Here is a 15,252-nt window from a genome sequence, read left to right as displayed (position 1 = left end):
GATTACTTAGCGTAGTTTACGGCTCTTCTTTCTCGAATTACCGTAACCTTCACCTGTCCGGGATAGGTCATTTCATTCTGAATTTTCTGAGATAGGTCGAAGCTCAGCGCGTCAGCCTGATCATCACTCACTTGATCACTTTCTACCAAGACACGAAGTTCTCTACCTGCCTGGATAGCGTAAGACTTAGTAACGCCCGGATAACTCAAGGCCATATTTTCCAAATCTTGCAATCGCTTGATGTAAGATTCGACCACCTCTCGACGTGCTCCCGGCCTTGCGCCTGATACGGCATCACAGACTTGAACAATCGGAGATATAAGACTCGTCATTTCTACCTCATCGTGGTGAGCTCCAATGGCGTTGCATACTTCGGGCTTCTCGCCGTACTTCTCGGCCAATTTCATTCCAAGAACTGCGTGTGGCATTTCCGGCTCATCGTCAGGCACTTTTCCAATATCGTGAAGGAGTCCTGCTCTTTTTGCCAATTTGACATTGAGGCCAAGCTCAGCTGCCATGGTTGAAGTAAGATTGGCTACCTCGCGGCTGTGCTGTAGCAAATTCTGTCCGTAAGATGAGCGGTATTTCATCCGTCCCACCATTCGAACCAATTGCGGATGCAATCCGTGAATTCCCAGATCTATACAAGTACGCTTACCCGTTTCTGCGATTTCTTCTTCGATTTGCTTTGACACTTTCTTAACTACTTCTTCGATTCTTGCAGGGTGGATTCTACCATCACTTACCAATTGGTGCAGAGCCAATCGAGAAATCTCTCTCCTCACCGGATCGAAGCAGCTTAAGATAATAGCCTCAGGAGTATCATCTACAATAATCTCAACACCTGTAGCTGCTTCCAAAGCACGAATATTTCTTCCTTCACGTCCGATAATTCGACCCTTAATTTCGTCGTTTTCAATATTGAAAACAGAAACTGAATTTTCTACCGCCTGCTCAGTTGCTACACGCTGAATGCTCTGAATAACCACTTTCTTAGCATCGGCACTTGCAGTCAATTTTGCTTCATCGACAATGGTTTTGATGTGCGTCATTGCCTCTGTGCGTGCTTCGTCTTTGAGGGCTTTCATTAGCTCAGCCTTCGCATCTTCTGCAGAATAATTGGCCGTTTTTTCCAGTTGCGCCACATTCTGCGCGTGAGCTTTCTCTAAGTCCTTTTTACGTTTTTCGACGATCTCCAGTTGCTTTTCGAGATTGGCTTTGATGGCCTCCGCTTCTCTTTCTGCTTTCTTGCTTTGCTCAGCCTTCTTACTCAAGTTAGCTTCGCGAGATTTCATCCGATCTTCAGCACTTTGGATCTTTCGGTTGCGGTCTTTAATGACCTTCTCATGTTCTTCTTTCAGCTGATAAAACTTCTCCTTTGCTTGGAGCATTTTATCCTTTTTGATGGCTTCGCCTTCTTTCTCAGCCTCAGAGAGAATGGAGTCTTTCTTCTTGGTGAGCACGGCATTAACGGCCACCCAAGCAATACCTCCCCCGACGATGACGCCCGCCAAAAGGCCAATAAGTAAATCTGTAATATTTATATCCATACCATAATTTATTAAGCCCTCCAACGGAAGGCGCGATACGGAAGATAGCTAGAGCAAATTGTCGATGAGTTGTTCAATTTCACTGATTTCACGATCATCAACTGCCGACCCCTTCGGGGCTGACGTGTCCACTTCTGCCAATTTGGTAGACAACTGCAAGGCAGTCATGGCAAGCAAGTCTTGCTTGTCCTTAACGGCGTAATTTTCCAAAAGGTTTTTTACGCTGTCGTCTACTTTTTTGGCGGCAGCCCGAACCATTTCCTCTTCTTCCGGCTTTACCGAAATCGGATATATTCGTCCTGCTATGGTCACCTTTATTGATTTCTCGCTCATAGCGAATCATCTATCTATTTAAAAGCGCAATGCACTTATCTATCTCCCGCACCAATTCGTTAACTCTGAATTTCATTTCGGCTTTGTCTCCCGAGCTACTCACGAGAGTCTTGGCCAGTTTAACGCGGTCGTAATCCTTTTCAAGGTTCTGACTTTTGGCTTTGGCCTCCTTTAATTCCAACTCCAGCTGAGCCGCCTTCTCTTTCAATTTGGCATTATCAGCTTCCAATCGATCCTGCTTGGCCTTGATTTTGACCAGCTTATCCTTAATGGAGCCTAATTTCAGGGAAACTTCACCCTTTTCCATGAACCTTAAATAGGTTAAACGTTGTACAAAAGTAAATTGGTCTACAAGATTAACAAAAAGCATTGGTTTTAAAGCGATCAATTATTTTCACTTTTGATTGTTCACATTTCCTCAAGTCCCGGCTCGGAAATTGCCAAGAGCTATGCTTATTCTTAGCTTCGCACTTCTATTCATGAGAAACACCATAATTTTACTTTTTACAATCCTCTCTTTCGGGGTTTTTGGTCAAAAAAATTTAGCAGATTTTACCGCACCTCTTGATATTCCGCTTTACTTGGCGGGAAATTTTGCGGAGCTCCGCAGCAATCATTTTCACACGGGTATTGACATCAAGACTCAGGGTGTAGAAGGACAAAGGGTCTTAGCCGCTGAAGAAGGAAAAGTATCGAGAATAAGTGTTTCACCCTACGGATATGGGTTGGCGCTATACATTGAGCACCCAAATGGCTACACGACGGTTTACGGACATTTAAAAAAGTTCAACGATGAAATAGCGCGTGTGGTCAGAGCAAAGCAATACGGAGAAGAATCTTTTCGAGTGGATTTCGCACCTGATGAAGAGCTAATCATTGAGAAAGGAGAACTCATTGCCTTGAGCGGAAATACGGGAGGCTCAGGCGGACCTCACCTTCACTTTGAAATCAGAAGAACGGCAGACAGTCATCCGCTAAACCCGTTAAAGTTCGGCTTTGACATTAAAGACGACATCGCTCCGAGAATCAGGGGGGTGCGTTTTCACCCGTTGAGCGACACCACCTTAATCAATGGTAAAAATGAAGCCGTGAGTATGGTTGTGCAAGGCGGTAGCGGAAAGTATCACTTAAAAGCGGGAAGCAAATTTATAGTTTACGGTGCCTTCGGCATGTCTATCCATTCCCTTGATTACTTGAATGGCTACCCCAACAAGTGCGGTCTCTACGAGGTACATCTTTCGGTGGATGAAGAAACTATCTGTCGGCAGCAATTCGATGAATTGGACTTTGCCACAACCCGTCATATCAATGCCTACAAAGCATATGATGTGTACCGTACCAACCGCTGGCACTATCACAAGTCATTTATTGAACCTGGGAATGATCTGGAGATTTATCTACCCGAAACAAAAAATCAGGGAGTAATTGACTTTAAAACTGCAGGCACTCATCGAGTCAACTACGTGGTGAAAGATGCCTACGAGAATATTTCCACTCTTGGTTTTTCATTTGAAACATTGGCAGAGCCAAACGGAGCACTTCCTGAAGCAAAGCCCTATGACGCTTATTTTAGCTTCGATCAAGAAAACAACTTCACTTATCCCGAAGAATTTGACGTCATCATACCCAAAGGTGCACTGTACAGAGATTTGAAGCTCAACTTCGGTAGAGAGATGCCCAAGCCAGGTCTGCTATCAGCGCGGTATACTTTACACAATGATATGGTACCGCTTGATGATTACATTGAAATCGGAATTACAGCGAACGACATTCCGAATAGCCTACGCGACCATGTTCTGGCAGCAAGGTATTCAACTACGGGAGCTGCTTCATACATTACAGGAAATTGGACAGGAGATCGTTTCGAGTTCAAGTCCAAGAGTTTCGGGAAATTTGCTTTGGTAGCAGATAGCATAGCACCTGAATTGACTCCCTTGACTCGTACATCAGGAAGCCTGTCAAATAGAACCGTGCTTCGATTTAAAATATCAGACGACCGCTCAGGAATAGGCAGCTACAATGCTTACCTCAATGGGGAATGGGTACTTTCAGCTTATGAGCCAAAGGCCAAGACCATATCGGTAATCTTTGAAGGAACAAACCCTCTTCCATCGGGTAATGAGCTTCGAATCGAATTGAAAGATTCAGTCGGAAACAAGACTGAAAAGGTATATTCCTTCTAGTGCTGTTTGTGGTATTCTAATAAACCATCGATCGGGGCCTTCATTATTCGATCAATGTTGACGTCGTAGCGCTCAGCTCTCGCTCGTAGTTGTTTCTCGAAATAATACCCTACCGAGCCCAACACTCTCAAGTTGTACTTTTTATATCCGGGGTATTGAATGATATACCGCTCAAAGAACTTCATAAAAGCGTCGTCTACCATTTCATTTATGTAAGGATGGTCGATGTTTTCAGAAGCGAACTTGCTGAATGAAGCCAAAAATCGGTTGGGGTACGCATCTTTATAAACAGCATAGATAATTTGATCCTTAGTCACTCGATACTTGTTGGTAAAAATTTCTTGCATGTCATTCGGCATCAAGTCATTCATGAATTCGCGAAGTACTTTTCGGCCGATGTGCATCCCACTACCTTCATCACCTAAGATGTATCCAAAACCACCAAGGTTCATCTTAATCTTTCCACCATCATAGAGACAAGAGTTTGACCCCGTACCCAAAATGGCCACCAAACCTGAGCTATCCTTATACAAGGCGCGGGCTGCCCCTAAGAGGTCATGCATAATGTGAACTTTTGCGGAAGTGAATATCCTGCAAAAACCCGTATTCATTATCTCAATGCTCTTTTTGGTATTCGACCCGGCACTATAGAAATACACCTCATCAATATCCGCATGAGAGTAAGGAGCGAACGATATTTTGCGCAACGTTTCCGAAACACTTTCGTCGTTGTGAAAATAGGGGTTAATCCCTTCACTTCTGTACTCAAATACTTCTCCCGAGGGGGTTATCAGTCTCCAATCAGTCTTGGTAGACCCGCTGTCTGCTATCAATTTCATACGGCGGCAAAACTATGGAAATTAGACTAATGCTATTCCTATTTCGAAAAAAGGAACTTATTCACATTCACCAAATTTGATTTTACCGCGTACATCACGATGGATGCGGTGTTTTTCACGCCCAACTTCTGCATGATATTCTTGCGGTGAGTATTGACTGTGTGAGGACTGAGGAATAGCTTTTCAGCGATGGTGGTATTGGTGTGCCCTTCTGCTATGAGGGTGATGATCTCCTGTTCGCGTTCGGAAAGTTTGACAGGCTCACAATTGAAGCTTTCAAAATCTTCTGACTCAGGATCGATGTCTACCTGATGGATGGTGTTGAGGATCTGGCCGCAGAAAAACTTGTTTCCTTTGGCGGTGTCGCGAACCGAAGAGACAATCTCATTCAAGTCGCAATCTTTCTTCACGTAACTCTTCACTCCGGCCTTCAAGGCGTTGACAATGGTCTCACCTTCTTGATCGGGAGTAATCGCTACCACTTGGATGTTTGGATATTCACTGAGCACTCCCGGTATGGTTTCAATACTAAATTGAGGAGCGGTAAAATCTATGAGAAGAATATCAGCATCGACTTGACTTAACAATTCCTTGAGTGCACTCTCGCTGTCAGCTTCACCGGCTATTTCGATATCGGCCTCTTCAGACAAGACGACACCCAAGCCTATGCGAATCAATCGATTGCTGTCTGCAACAACTACGCGAATGCTAGAAGAACTCAAGATTATTTAGAATTTATCTGAATAACAAAGATAGTGGCTAAGGGTTCAGCTCTGAGAATTCTTTTCCACATTTTTTACCGGAACAATCAGTCCTTCATCAGCGAGTTCTACACTCGAAAAAACATCCATTGCCTCAGCCCGAAATGGTTCCATGTCGCGGTAGCGGGCAGAGTAATGTCCAAGTAGGAGTTTACCTGCACTTGCCTCTTTTGCTACTCTTGCAGCTTGAGAGGCTGTGCTATGAAAGGTGAACTGTGCTCGTTCTGCATCCTCCTCCAAAAAGGTACTCTCGTGGTAAAGCAAATCTACACCTTTCACATATCCAGATGTTTGCTTTTGGTATGCCGTATCAGAACAGAAGGCATAGCTCAACGGAGACTCGGGACTATACGTCAGCTCGTCGTTTGAAATTTCGGTACCATCTTCCAACTTGTAGTCGCTTCCCGCTTTTATTTGACGAATGCGCGCTACGGGTATGTTGTACTTGCTGATGTATTCCGGTTTAATGTTTCGGGCCTTCGCCTTTTCGGCAAAAAGAAATCCGCAGCAAGGCACGCGATGATTTAGCGGAAAAGAGAATATTTCCAGTTTTTTGTTTTCGAAAATCAGTGTTTTCTGGTTCGGATTGAGATTGTGCCAGTTGACTTCAAATCTTAGCCGCGAATGGGATATTTTCAACTGTTGCTCTACGGCCTCTTTCAATCCTTCTTGGGCGTATACATCAAGCGGTCTGGTTCTTCCCAATAAATGAAGCGTAGAAATCAATCCAGGTAAACCAAGGCAATGATCGCCGTGATTATGAGAAATAAAGATGTGATTGATTTTTAGGAATCTGATTTTAAACCGACGCAATTGCAGCTGTGTTCCCTCTCCGCAATCAATTAGAAAATAGTGGCTATCGTGCTCCAGAAGCTGCGAAGTAGGTCCATGTCTCAAAGTAGGTGTGGCCGATCCACAACCGAGAATGGTTACTTCAAATTTCATAACAAAGAAAAGGTAGAAAAGATCAACTTGTTCGCAAACAGCAAATGGTCGATCAGGATTTGTCTCCTGCCTGAGCTTTGAGCTCGCGCTCAATTTCTTCCATCAGAACTACATCGATGGCTTCATCTTTAGTTGGAACGATATCAAAAACAGAGTTCAATTGAGAGATAGCGATCAATTTTTCAACGGATGGTTGAAGGCTTGATAGAACAAAGGTACCTTCAGCTTCTTTGCTCAATCTGTTTCCTGTAAGAAGAGCACTGAGACCACTCGAATCGCAGTATCGCGTATCAGCCATATCAACAATAATATTCTTAAAACCGCCTTTGATCAACATCACCAATTCTGACTTCAACAAGGGAGCATTGATAGACTGAATTTTCTCTGTTTGAGTATATAAAACGGCGTACTTATCTTCTTTCTGAATTTTGAAACCCATAGTAATTCTTGCTGATTGCTTTAGCCAAATATAATAACCTGAATGAGAATATTCAGCAATTCGAATCAATTGTTAATCCTCACCCTTAATCTTCCCTGCCAAAAGATAAAGCACGGCCATGCGGATGGCAACTCCATTTTCAACCTGTTGAAGGATAATACTGTTCGGGCTATCGGCCAAATCGCTGCTGATTTCGACTCCTCTGTTGATCGGACCGGGGTGCATCAGCACAATGTCCTTATTTATAGAGTTGAATAGATCTCGATCTAAGCCATACTGCATCGTGTATTCCCGTAAAGATGGAAAGTACGCCATATCCTGACGCTCCAATTGGATACGGAGCATATTGGCCACATCACACCATTCGAGCGCTTTCTTGAGGTTAAACTCAACCTTTACACCCAGTGATTCGGCATACTTTGGCATAAGGGTCCGTGGCCCACAGACCATAACTTCGGCTCCAAGCTTCTTCAGGCAATAAATATTGGAAAGGGCAACGCGTGAATGAAGAATATCCCCCACAATAACCACTTTCTTACCTTTTACTTCCCCGAGTTTTTCGCGAATGGAGAAAGCATCAAGTAGCGCCTGCGTGGGGTGCTCATGGGTTCCATCACCTGCATTCACCACTTTGGCTTCGATATGCTTTGAAAGGAAATGAGGTGCTCCCGGATTGGGGTGACGCATCACCACCATATCCACTTTCATAGCCAGGATATTATTTACCGTATCGATAAGGGTCTCTCCTTTTTTCACCGAAGACGATGAAGACGCGAAATTGACTACATCCGCTGAAAGGCGTTTCTCAGCCAATTCAAAACTGAGTTTCGTTCGGGTAGAATTCTCAAAGAAAACGTTAGCAATGGTAATGTCGCGAAGTGAAGGAACTTTCTTAATCGGGCGATTAATCACGTCCTTAAAGTTGTCTGCCGTGGTAAATATCAATTCGATATCCCCGGGCGTAAGCCCTTTGATTCCCAAAAGATGATCTACGCTGAGGCTACTCACTTTTTGTTGATAAGAGGGTTACACGATCGGTTCCTTCAGTTTCCACCCATTCCACTTCTACGCGCTCGCTGGCAATGCTATCTATAGTACGCCCGGTATAATCAGACTGCACAGGCAAATGGCGACTAAAGCGGCGATCGATCAAAACCATGAGTTCTACCGTGTTTGGTCGGCCAAAAGCCAGCAGGGCATCAAGACCGGCACGTATCGTTCTTCCCGTGAAAAGCACATCATCTACCAAGACTACGTTGAGGCCTTCTACGGTAAAATCCATACGGATATCGCTGGGTGTGGGTGGAACGCTTTTTCGGCGGAAATCGTCGCGGTAAAAAGTAATATCGAGATCTCCGTGTCGAATATTTTCAACCCCTGTGATCTCTTCCAAGCGCTTTACAATTCGATTTGCCAAGAAAACACCTCTGGGCTGCAAGCCTACAATGGCCGATTGGCTAAAATCACCATGAATCTCTACCAATTCGTGGCAAAGACGTGTGATGGTAATCGAAAGCTGATCGCTATTTAGAAGCTCAACGGGATTCACGAAGGCCAAAGATAGATTTTCAAGGGTGAAATGACCACAATTTACTTCCCTTAAATGCGGGAATTTTTTGTGATCAATTCAGGCAAATCCAAACTGAGCGGTCGTAACTAAAGAAGCTTTGTATCAAAAAGGCGTCTACCAGCGCTTAGAGTCAGCAACTATCAAGTCTGCCAATTCCTCACCAATCCGATCCTGAGCTTCGACAGTAGCTGCACCAATGTGCGGTGTCAAAGCCATTTTGTCGGATTTCATCAAGTCTTCTCTAGGCGTAGGCTCATTCTCAAATACATCCAAAGCTACACCGGCTAGATGCCCGTCTTTCAGTGCCTCCAGGAGTAAAGTTTCATCGATAACTCCTCCACGAGCAGCATTAACTAAAACAGTCCCGCGCGGCATCATTGACAATTCCCGCTTGCCAATGACAGCTGAACCATCGTCTTGTTTCGGCACATGAAGGGAAATGGCTTTGCTATTCTGTAGGAGCGTGTCTAATTCAACTTTTTCAACATCCACTTCTACATTACCGTGGCCGTGAATGTAAAGCTTCACTTTAGTGTCCACATCGAATTTATCTGAACAGATAACTTTCATTCCTGCGCCTAGGGCATAACTTGCCAAGGCTTTCCCGATACGTCCAAAACCGACAATACCAAGCGTCTTTCCACGCAACTCAAAACCTTTGGCGTACTTCTTTTTCAATACTTTGAACTGAGTATTTCCGGATACTGCCATCTGCTTGTTCGAATCATAGGTGGCCCGAGCCAAGCTGAATAGCTGCCCCATCACCAATTCAGCAACCGATTGAGAGCTACTTGCGGGCGTATTGGCAACGGTCTTACCTTTTTCACGAGCATAAGCGACATCGATATTGTCCATTCCAACTCCACCGCGACCGATGAATTGCAACCCGGGACAAGCGTCGATCAAGTCTTTTCTTACAGTGGTGGCACTTCTTACCAATAGTGCCTTTACGCCGTTGGTATTGATGTAGTCGACCAATTTATCTTGATCTACAGTATCTGTAATTACTTTAAATCCTGCTGCTTCCAGTTTGGCTTTTCCCGAAGGAGAAATTCCGTCGTTTGCGAGTATGTTCATCTGTTTTGGTTTAAGCGGTTCTTTCTAATTCTTGCATCACGTCCACCAGCACCTGTACGCTGTCAATACTAAGGGCATTGTACATCGATGCGCGGTATCCTCCTACTGAGCGATGCCCTTTCAATCCGTTGATTCGGGCCTCTTTCCACATTTTGTCAAAGCGCTCGGCGTGGCTCGCCTCTTCTTTGAGCACAAAGGTTGGGTTCATGCAACTTCTGTCTTCTACTGCAGTGGTCCCTTCAAACAAAGGATTGCGATCAATTTCGTTGTAAAGCAAGTCTGACTTGGCATCATTGCGACGCTCCATTTCTGCTACTCCACCTTCTTTTTTCATCCATTCCATGGTAAGCATTGATCCGTAGACGGCGAAAACAGGCGGTGTATTAAACATCGAGTCTTTGCTGTCGTGCACTTGAAGATCGAGCATGGAGGGAATGTTTCTTCCCGTTTTGCCTAGAGCATCTTCTTTTACTATGTAAACGGTCGTTCCCGCCGGCCCCATATTTTTCTGCGAACCGGCATAGATCAAATCGAATTTCGACACATCGACTGCCTTGCTAAAAATGTCGCTGGACATATCGCAAAGAAGTGGTGGAGTGCTTTCGGGAAAAGCCTTGAATTGGGTTCCGAAAATGGTATTGTTGGAAGTAATGTGAAGGTAATCTGCATCACTCGGCACACTGTATCCCTTTGGAATATTATTGTAATTATCTGCCTTGCTTGAAGCCAAAACATTCACATCACCCAAAAGCTTGGCTTCCTTGATGGCTTTGTTTGACCAAGCGCCTGTATCGACATACGCTCCTACTCCACCCTCATTTTTCATAAAGTTGATGGCGCTCATGTAAAAACCAAGACTTGCCCCTCCTTGCAGAAAGAGAACGGTGTATCCATCGGGTACATTGAGCAGCTCTTTCACGAGGCTGCGTGCGTGCTCCATCACTTCTACGAATTCTTTGCTACGGTGAGACATCTCTATGATAGAGAGACCTGTACCATTGTATTCTAAGATACTTTCTGAAGCTTTTTGAAACACTTCCTGAGGAAGTACGCAGGGTCCTGCGCTGAAATTATGAACCATCGTTTTTGCTTTACGTTTTTTCGCCGTCCTCGAAAACGGCGAGGCAAAGCTATACGGAATTTTTGTAACGACAATGGGGGCAAGCGTTACCTCAACATTAAAATTTAATCTCCAATCAACGGATTGGTTTCATCCCTTTTTCGATTGAGGTCTGGCCGATCGGGAAAATTGAATTGAGCGCCCGATTCAGCGCTTTTAGGGCGCGACATATCTATAAACTCATTGAGTTTCCAAAAGTCGCCTTCCCATTCATAACCGTTGAAGGCTGTGCTTGGGCCGTAAAAAGCGTAATTGCCTTTCAGGTTTTGCGTCTTTGGTTCTAGCCTGTCGAATATGATCATCTTTTTTGGCTCAAGCCACTTGAGATTCATGATGACATCTTCGGCATATTCAAAAACCCGTCGGTTCATTAAGTCTCCACCTTTTTCGAAAATCGGAAAACCAAGACTGACTTTGTTCTTTTTCTCTAAAACCAGCACATCCAAGACTTTTTTAGTCGTGAGTTCGTCATTGCCATCCCAACCGATAAGGGTATAGTAGGTGTCTCGCTTTATTTTTACGGAGTGGAGTTCATAATACAGCGCTCCATACCACTGCTCAGGCTTTATCGACAACTTCTCGACTTCGTGCTTCAAGTCTTGAGAGTCATCGAAGCGTTGATATTTCCCGTTCGGAAACAGCACGTACATACGGAAACTGTGCTTGCCTTCTTCCAGCGGAATATTCCAATTGAACATTCGAAAAGCTTCGTCTTCGGGGGTGTGTTTAGCCACCTTGGGCAATGAGTTGAAGGGATATTCAAAGGTTTCCTTAGAGTTAAAGGCACTTACCAATAGCTTCTCAAATTCTTCTGAAGCCCTAAGTCTCTCTTCTTCTGTGGGTGCTGAGCCAATGACATCTTGAAGCACAGTCATTTCTTGCTCCAGCTCTTGTAAGTTTTGGCCTTGAGCCAAAGCAAACAAAAAGAAAAAACAGAAAGCTGAGGCTATTCGCATATAGTTGAAATAACGAGATCTAAGGTAGCCTATTGCAGTGAATTCAATCACAAATGCATGAACTCCTTCTTCTTGGTGAGCTGCTCTTCGCTTTCGCGGAAATCGGGGTCATCCACGCAGCAATCTACAGGACATACGGCCGCACACTGAGGCTCATCGTGAAATCCCACACACTCCGTGCACTTATCCGTCACGATGTAATATACGTCCATATCCACAGGTTCCTGCTCGGCATCAGCCTCGTAGGTATTTCCCATGGGGGTTGTGAGGTCTCCTTTTAAGTCTGTTCCATCGCTCATGCGCCATTCCACGCCGCCTTCGTAAATTGCGTTATTGGGACATTCGGGCTCGCAAGCTCCGCAGTTGATGCACTCGTCTGTTATAATTATGGCCATGGTAATCTATCTTTTCTCTGTTGGAATATGATCAATACTTTTGCAAATATAAAGTTGAACGGGTCACTAACGAATTCCAAAGACAATTAATGTCATCAAATAAATCTGAGCTCGAAACAAAGCTCAAACATTTGCACCTCATCTTTCGCCAATTGGCTTTTCTGGAATCTTCCGATCAAGTTCTAAACGACGAAGCTATTGAAAGGTTTAATGGTTTGGCTATCCATGCCCAAAACTTGAATCCATGGTTTACGGAAGAGAGTATCCAAAAGTCTTTGGAGGGATTTGCCTTCATGCTTCGACCCGAGGCAGTGAAGCTGTGGCTCACCAAGTATGAACTTACACCGAAAGACAAGAAGCGAATCGGGTTGGTATTGGCAGGCAATCTTCCGATGGTGGGGTTCCATGACATTCTGGCCGTATTGGTAAGCGGAAATCATCCCGTGGTAAAGTTGTCAAGTCAAGACCGACTTTTACTCCCGACAATTTTTGAACTCTTCAATAAGACTTCTTCAAATGGGCCATTTGACATCACCTGGCTGGAAGACCGAAAATTAGACGATATCGACGCGATCATCGCGACGGGTTCCAACAATAGCTCGCGCTATTTTGAATATTACTTTGGAAAATACCCAAACATCATCCGTAAAAACAGGAATTCGGTAGCAGTGATTTCAGGAACGGAAACCGATGAGGAGCTAAAACTTTTAGGTGAAGATATCTTCAGCTACTTCGGATTGGGCTGCAGAAATGTGGCCAAGCTTTACGTCAAAGATAATTTTGACCTCGACCGATTTTTTGGGTCTATTATCGACTACAACCCGATTGTCAATCACAATAAATACGCGAATAACTACGACTACTACAAAGCCCTTTGGCTGATGAATCAAGAGGATTTATTGGACAATGGGTTTTTGCTTTTGCGCAAAAGCGAATCGATTTCGAGCCCTGTAGGCACACTTTTCTACGAACGATACTCTAAGGAGGATAACCTATTGGACAAGCTCTCAGCTCAATCGGAAGAGATTCAGTGCATTGTTTCCAAGAATGATGTGCCTTTCGGCAAAAGCCAGAAACCAGAATTGTGGGATTATGCCGATGGAGTGGACACCTTGGAGTTCTTAGAGAGTATAGAGTAGCGGGTTTTGGGTATTGAGATAGGGCGACAAAATTCAACGATCCGAAATCTGCTATCTGACCTCTAGTTTCTACTCCGGTAAATACTCAAAACAACCCAGGGGTCTTGGGTTATTGTAAAATGTACCTACTATGTCGCGATTGGGAAGACTACCTTGATTAGTACCAATTCCGCGTACAAAAGCATCTTCTCTCAATCGGAAATCACCTCCTGAAAAATTCACAAACCCCGGGTCAAAACCTACAAATATTCCTTCATCAAAATACGATTGATCGAGCTCAAGGAAATCATCCTCTTGCATTCTGATTAATGTATGATCGATGCTGAGATCAACATCAGCAGAACTCGTTTCAAAATCAAAACCAAGTTCGTTCAGGCCATTTCCATAAAAAATGCAGTTGCGGAATCGACTATTTAAAATATTCCCAACCCCAAGGGTTTGAGAGTCGACTTGGTAAAGGTTGGTCAGAAATACAGCAGGAGTTTGACGAGTGGAAGCCGACCAATTATTGGCAAAAGTGCAGTGATCGAACCGGTATTGACCGGCACCTGTAGCTGCAAGAAGGTTTTGTCCACCGGAACTAACTAGCAGATTTTCAGCTTCTATACGATAGTTTCGGCTAAAAATTCCTGCAACTGAATTGTTGCGAATGGCAACATTTCTCAAAATGAGCCTATTATCAACCAAAGCATTGGAAATACCCGGGTCGAATGGAGAAGGCTCCACCTGAATTCCGATAAAGTTGTTCTTTATAATGGTGTTCTCAAAAGAGTTGTTTTCCGTGCCTCCTAAAATCCAAATTCGATCCCATTGCCCTGGCTCCTCATCAAAAAATGGTTCCAATCGATCGCCTTGGAATACAACGGCTTCGCCATCGGTGCTACCCGCTTGTATAGATCCGTTTTCAAAAATCCAAAGGCCTCCACCTTGATGAAAGTAGACTTGTGTGCCAGGTTCCACAATCAAGCGCTGACACGAGTCAACGACGGCATAACCATAAACAACGATAGGTTTTTCGGCGGTCCATGTGATTGTAGCACACGGATCAGGATCTATCAGAGTGTAAGCAGGAAGGCCGTTCGTTGGAAATACCGTTGGGGTATAGAAGATGGCATCGAGGCCGTAGGCAAAAAGCGTAACATATTGTAAATTTCCATTGGTCGAAAATTCTATCACGCCCAGCTCAAGCGCTGAGCAAAGCTGCGCGGGATCGATCGTTACTTCAACGAAAACGAAGGCGCTGTCATTCGGACCAATTTCGATATTTCTGACGGTCGAACCCGAAATACCGTCGGCATTAAGCCGAAAGGGATCGTAATTATCGCAAGAGTCAATTACCGAGATTCGGTCAATCGTCACGAATTCATCGGAACGATTGTAAACCTTCAAAAGTTGAGTGGCAGAGCCAACGCTTTGAAATATGGTATCAAAACTTACCGTATCGGTAGAAAATGCTAACCTGAAATCAGGAGATGTGTTGAATTCTTCTTTGTCGCAACCGGTGACAAGGAACGAAACCAGAAGAATGGCTAAAATAGTTGGGTAATAAAACCGCTTTAATCGAATTTCCACTAGGCTATAACTCCTTTTCTGCCGACAATATTACAATTTTGCTCAGAGTATTTTTAGAATTAAAAGGTTTGCGTACATTTGCAGCCCGAATAATAATAGTGTCATGAGAAAAGGAATTCATCCTGAAGATTATAGATTAGTGGTATTTAAGGACATCGCAGCCGATTTTGCCTTTTTGTCACGTTCAACCGTTGAGTCTAAAGAAACCATTAAATGGGAAGACGGAAACGAGTATCCACTAGTGAAGTTGGAGATTTCAAGTGAATCTCACCCATACTTCACCGGTAAAATGCAACTTGTTGATACCGCGGGTCGGGTTGATAAATTCCGCAAGCGTTACGCAAAATTCGAAAAGAAATAATTTCGACATAAT

The 15,252-nt window shown here is 44.2% G+C and carries 17 protein-coding genes; 3 read left to right on the top strand and 14 right to left on the bottom strand.

Annotated elements, in window-relative coordinates; genetic code table 11:
• Nucleotides 1-2 precede the first annotated feature (2 nt).
• Genes rny through O3Q51_13270 form a run of 3 tightly spaced genes read right to left on the bottom strand, consistent with a single transcriptional unit; the run spans nt 3 to nt 2,190 of the window.
• The gene (gene rny, locus O3Q51_13280; protein ID MCZ4409786.1) at nt 3-1,544 is read right to left on the bottom strand and encodes a ribonuclease Y; all 1,542 of its coding nucleotides are present in this window, start codon (nt 1,542-1,544) and stop codon (nt 3-5) included.
• Nucleotides 1,545-1,598: 54 nt separating this feature from the next.
• Nucleotides 1,599-1,883 (bottom strand): cell division protein ZapA, encoded by a 285-nt coding sequence (locus tag O3Q51_13275; GenBank protein ID MCZ4409785.1) that lies wholly within the window; start codon nt 1,881-1,883, stop codon nt 1,599-1,601.
• A gap of 10 nt (nt 1,884-1,893) precedes the next feature.
• On the bottom strand, nt 1,894-2,190 hold the full coding sequence (locus O3Q51_13270; protein MCZ4409784.1) for a hypothetical protein: 297 nt from the start codon (nt 2,188-2,190) through the stop codon (nt 1,894-1,896).
• Nucleotides 2,191-2,362: 172 nt separating this feature from the next.
• On the opposite strand from O3Q51_13270, the gene O3Q51_13265 reads away from it, so the two are divergent.
• Nucleotides 2,363-4,066 carry a M23 family metallopeptidase gene (locus O3Q51_13265; GenBank protein MCZ4409783.1) on the top strand — a complete coding sequence of 568 codons (1,704 nt, stop codon included), beginning with the start codon at nt 2,363-2,365 and terminating at the stop codon, nt 4,064-4,066.
• On the opposite strand, the gene O3Q51_13260 is transcribed toward O3Q51_13265, so the two are convergent.
• From O3Q51_13260 to O3Q51_13215, 10 genes are all read right to left on the bottom strand, one after another.
• A complete protein-coding gene (locus O3Q51_13260; GenBank protein ID MCZ4409782.1) occupies nt 4,063-4,905 on the bottom strand; it encodes a hypothetical protein in 843 nt (280 codons plus the stop codon). The two genes, O3Q51_13265 and O3Q51_13260, sit on opposite strands and share 4 nt — an antisense overlap.
• 38 nt (nt 4,906-4,943) lie before the next feature.
• Entirely contained in the window at nt 4,944-5,627 is a 684-nt protein-coding gene (locus O3Q51_13255; protein ID MCZ4409781.1) for a response regulator transcription factor, read from the bottom strand.
• A gap of 45 nt (nt 5,628-5,672) precedes the next feature.
• A complete protein-coding gene (locus tag O3Q51_13250; protein MCZ4409780.1) occupies nt 5,673-6,611 on the bottom strand; it encodes a ribonuclease Z in 939 nt (312 codons plus the stop codon).
• A 52-nt stretch (nt 6,612-6,663) separates the two neighbouring features.
• Nucleotides 6,664-7,050 (bottom strand): STAS domain-containing protein, encoded by a 387-nt coding sequence (locus tag O3Q51_13245; GenBank protein ID MCZ4409779.1) that lies wholly within the window; start codon nt 7,048-7,050, stop codon nt 6,664-6,666.
• Between the two features lie 72 nt (nt 7,051-7,122).
• Nucleotides 7,123-8,058, bottom strand: coding sequence for an aspartate carbamoyltransferase catalytic subunit (locus tag O3Q51_13240; protein ID MCZ4409778.1), 936 nt, complete (start codon nt 8,056-8,058; stop codon nt 7,123-7,125).
• The gene (gene pyrR, locus O3Q51_13235) at nt 8,051-8,599 is read right to left on the bottom strand and encodes a bifunctional pyr operon transcriptional regulator/uracil phosphoribosyltransferase PyrR (protein ID MCZ4409777.1); all 549 of its coding nucleotides are present in this window, start codon (nt 8,597-8,599) and stop codon (nt 8,051-8,053) included. The genes O3Q51_13240 and pyrR overlap by 8 nt, the downstream gene beginning before the upstream one ends.
• 135 nt (nt 8,600-8,734) lie before the next feature.
• Nucleotides 8,735-9,697, bottom strand: coding sequence for a D-2-hydroxyacid dehydrogenase (locus tag O3Q51_13230; protein MCZ4409776.1), 963 nt, complete (start codon nt 9,695-9,697; stop codon nt 8,735-8,737).
• 10 nt (nt 9,698-9,707) lie between these two features.
• Entirely contained in the window at nt 9,708-10,778 is a 1,071-nt protein-coding gene (gene serC, locus O3Q51_13225; protein ID MCZ4409775.1) for a 3-phosphoserine/phosphohydroxythreonine transaminase, read from the bottom strand.
• Nucleotides 10,779-10,882: 104 nt separating this feature from the next.
• A complete protein-coding gene (locus O3Q51_13220; GenBank protein MCZ4409774.1) occupies nt 10,883-11,773 on the bottom strand; it encodes a hypothetical protein in 891 nt (296 codons plus the stop codon).
• A 47-nt stretch (nt 11,774-11,820) separates the two neighbouring features.
• Nucleotides 11,821-12,168 carry a 4Fe-4S dicluster domain-containing protein gene (locus O3Q51_13215; GenBank protein MCZ4409773.1) on the bottom strand — a complete coding sequence of 116 codons (348 nt, stop codon included), beginning with the start codon at nt 12,166-12,168 and terminating at the stop codon, nt 11,821-11,823.
• An 89-nt stretch (nt 12,169-12,257) separates the two neighbouring features.
• On the opposite strand from O3Q51_13215, the gene O3Q51_13210 reads away from it, so the two are divergent.
• The gene (locus O3Q51_13210; protein ID MCZ4409772.1) at nt 12,258-13,307 is read left to right on the top strand and encodes an acyl-CoA reductase; all 1,050 of its coding nucleotides are present in this window, start codon (nt 12,258-12,260) and stop codon (nt 13,305-13,307) included.
• Nucleotides 13,308-13,376: 69 nt separating this feature from the next.
• Here the strand turns inward: O3Q51_13210 and O3Q51_13205 are convergent, their stop codons facing one another.
• Nucleotides 13,377-14,879 (bottom strand): hypothetical protein, encoded by a 1,503-nt coding sequence (locus tag O3Q51_13205; GenBank protein MCZ4409771.1) that lies wholly within the window; start codon nt 14,877-14,879, stop codon nt 13,377-13,379.
• Between the two features lie 103 nt (nt 14,880-14,982).
• Between O3Q51_13205 and O3Q51_13200 the strand changes: the two genes are divergently transcribed.
• Nucleotides 14,983-15,240, top strand: a complete 258-nt coding sequence (locus tag O3Q51_13200) for a type B 50S ribosomal protein L31 (protein MCZ4409770.1) — start codon at nt 14,983-14,985, stop codon at nt 15,238-15,240.
• The last annotated feature ends 12 nt before the right edge of the window (nt 15,241-15,252 follow it).

Source organism: Cryomorphaceae bacterium 1068 (genome assembly GCA_027214385.1).
Lineage (GTDB): Bacteria > Bacteroidota > Bacteroidia > Flavobacteriales_D > Cryomorphaceae > JAKVAV01.
This window is presented reverse-complemented; position numbering and strand designations above follow the sequence as displayed.

What these genes read in the sequence shown, in the direction of transcription:
- O3Q51_13275 (MCZ4409785.1), bottom strand. Translation starts at nt 1,883, where the DNA reads ATGAGCGAGAAATCAATAAAGGTGACCATAGCAGGACGAATATATCCG.
- O3Q51_13270 (MCZ4409784.1), bottom strand. Translation starts at nt 2,190, where the DNA reads ATGGAAAAGGGTGAAGTTTCCCTGAAATTAGGCTCCATTAAGGATAAG.
- O3Q51_13265 (MCZ4409783.1), top strand. Translation starts at nt 2,363, where the DNA reads ATGAGAAACACCATAATTTTACTTTTTACAATCCTCTCTTTCGGGGTT.
- O3Q51_13260 (MCZ4409782.1), bottom strand. Translation starts at nt 4,905, where the DNA reads ATGAAATTGATAGCAGACAGCGGGTCTACCAAGACTGATTGGAGACTG.
- O3Q51_13250 (MCZ4409780.1), bottom strand. Translation starts at nt 6,611, where the DNA reads ATGAAATTTGAAGTAACCATTCTCGGTTGTGGATCGGCCACACCTACT.
- O3Q51_13245 (MCZ4409779.1), bottom strand. Translation starts at nt 7,050, where the DNA reads ATGGGTTTCAAAATTCAGAAAGAAGATAAGTACGCCGTTTTATATACT.
- O3Q51_13230 (MCZ4409776.1), bottom strand. Translation starts at nt 9,697, where the DNA reads ATGAACATACTCGCAAACGACGGAATTTCTCCTTCGGGAAAAGCCAAA.
- serC (MCZ4409775.1), bottom strand. Translation starts at nt 10,778, where the DNA reads ATGGTTCATAATTTCAGCGCAGGACCCTGCGTACTTCCTCAGGAAGTG.
- O3Q51_13220 (MCZ4409774.1), bottom strand. Translation starts at nt 11,773, where the DNA reads ATGCGAATAGCCTCAGCTTTCTGTTTTTTCTTTTTGTTTGCTTTGGCT.
- O3Q51_13215 (MCZ4409773.1), bottom strand. Translation starts at nt 12,168, where the DNA reads ATGGCCATAATTATAACAGACGAGTGCATCAACTGCGGAGCTTGCGAG.
- O3Q51_13210 (MCZ4409772.1), top strand. Translation starts at nt 12,258, where the DNA reads ATGTCATCAAATAAATCTGAGCTCGAAACAAAGCTCAAACATTTGCAC.
- O3Q51_13200 (MCZ4409770.1), top strand. Translation starts at nt 14,983, where the DNA reads ATGAGAAAAGGAATTCATCCTGAAGATTATAGATTAGTGGTATTTAAG.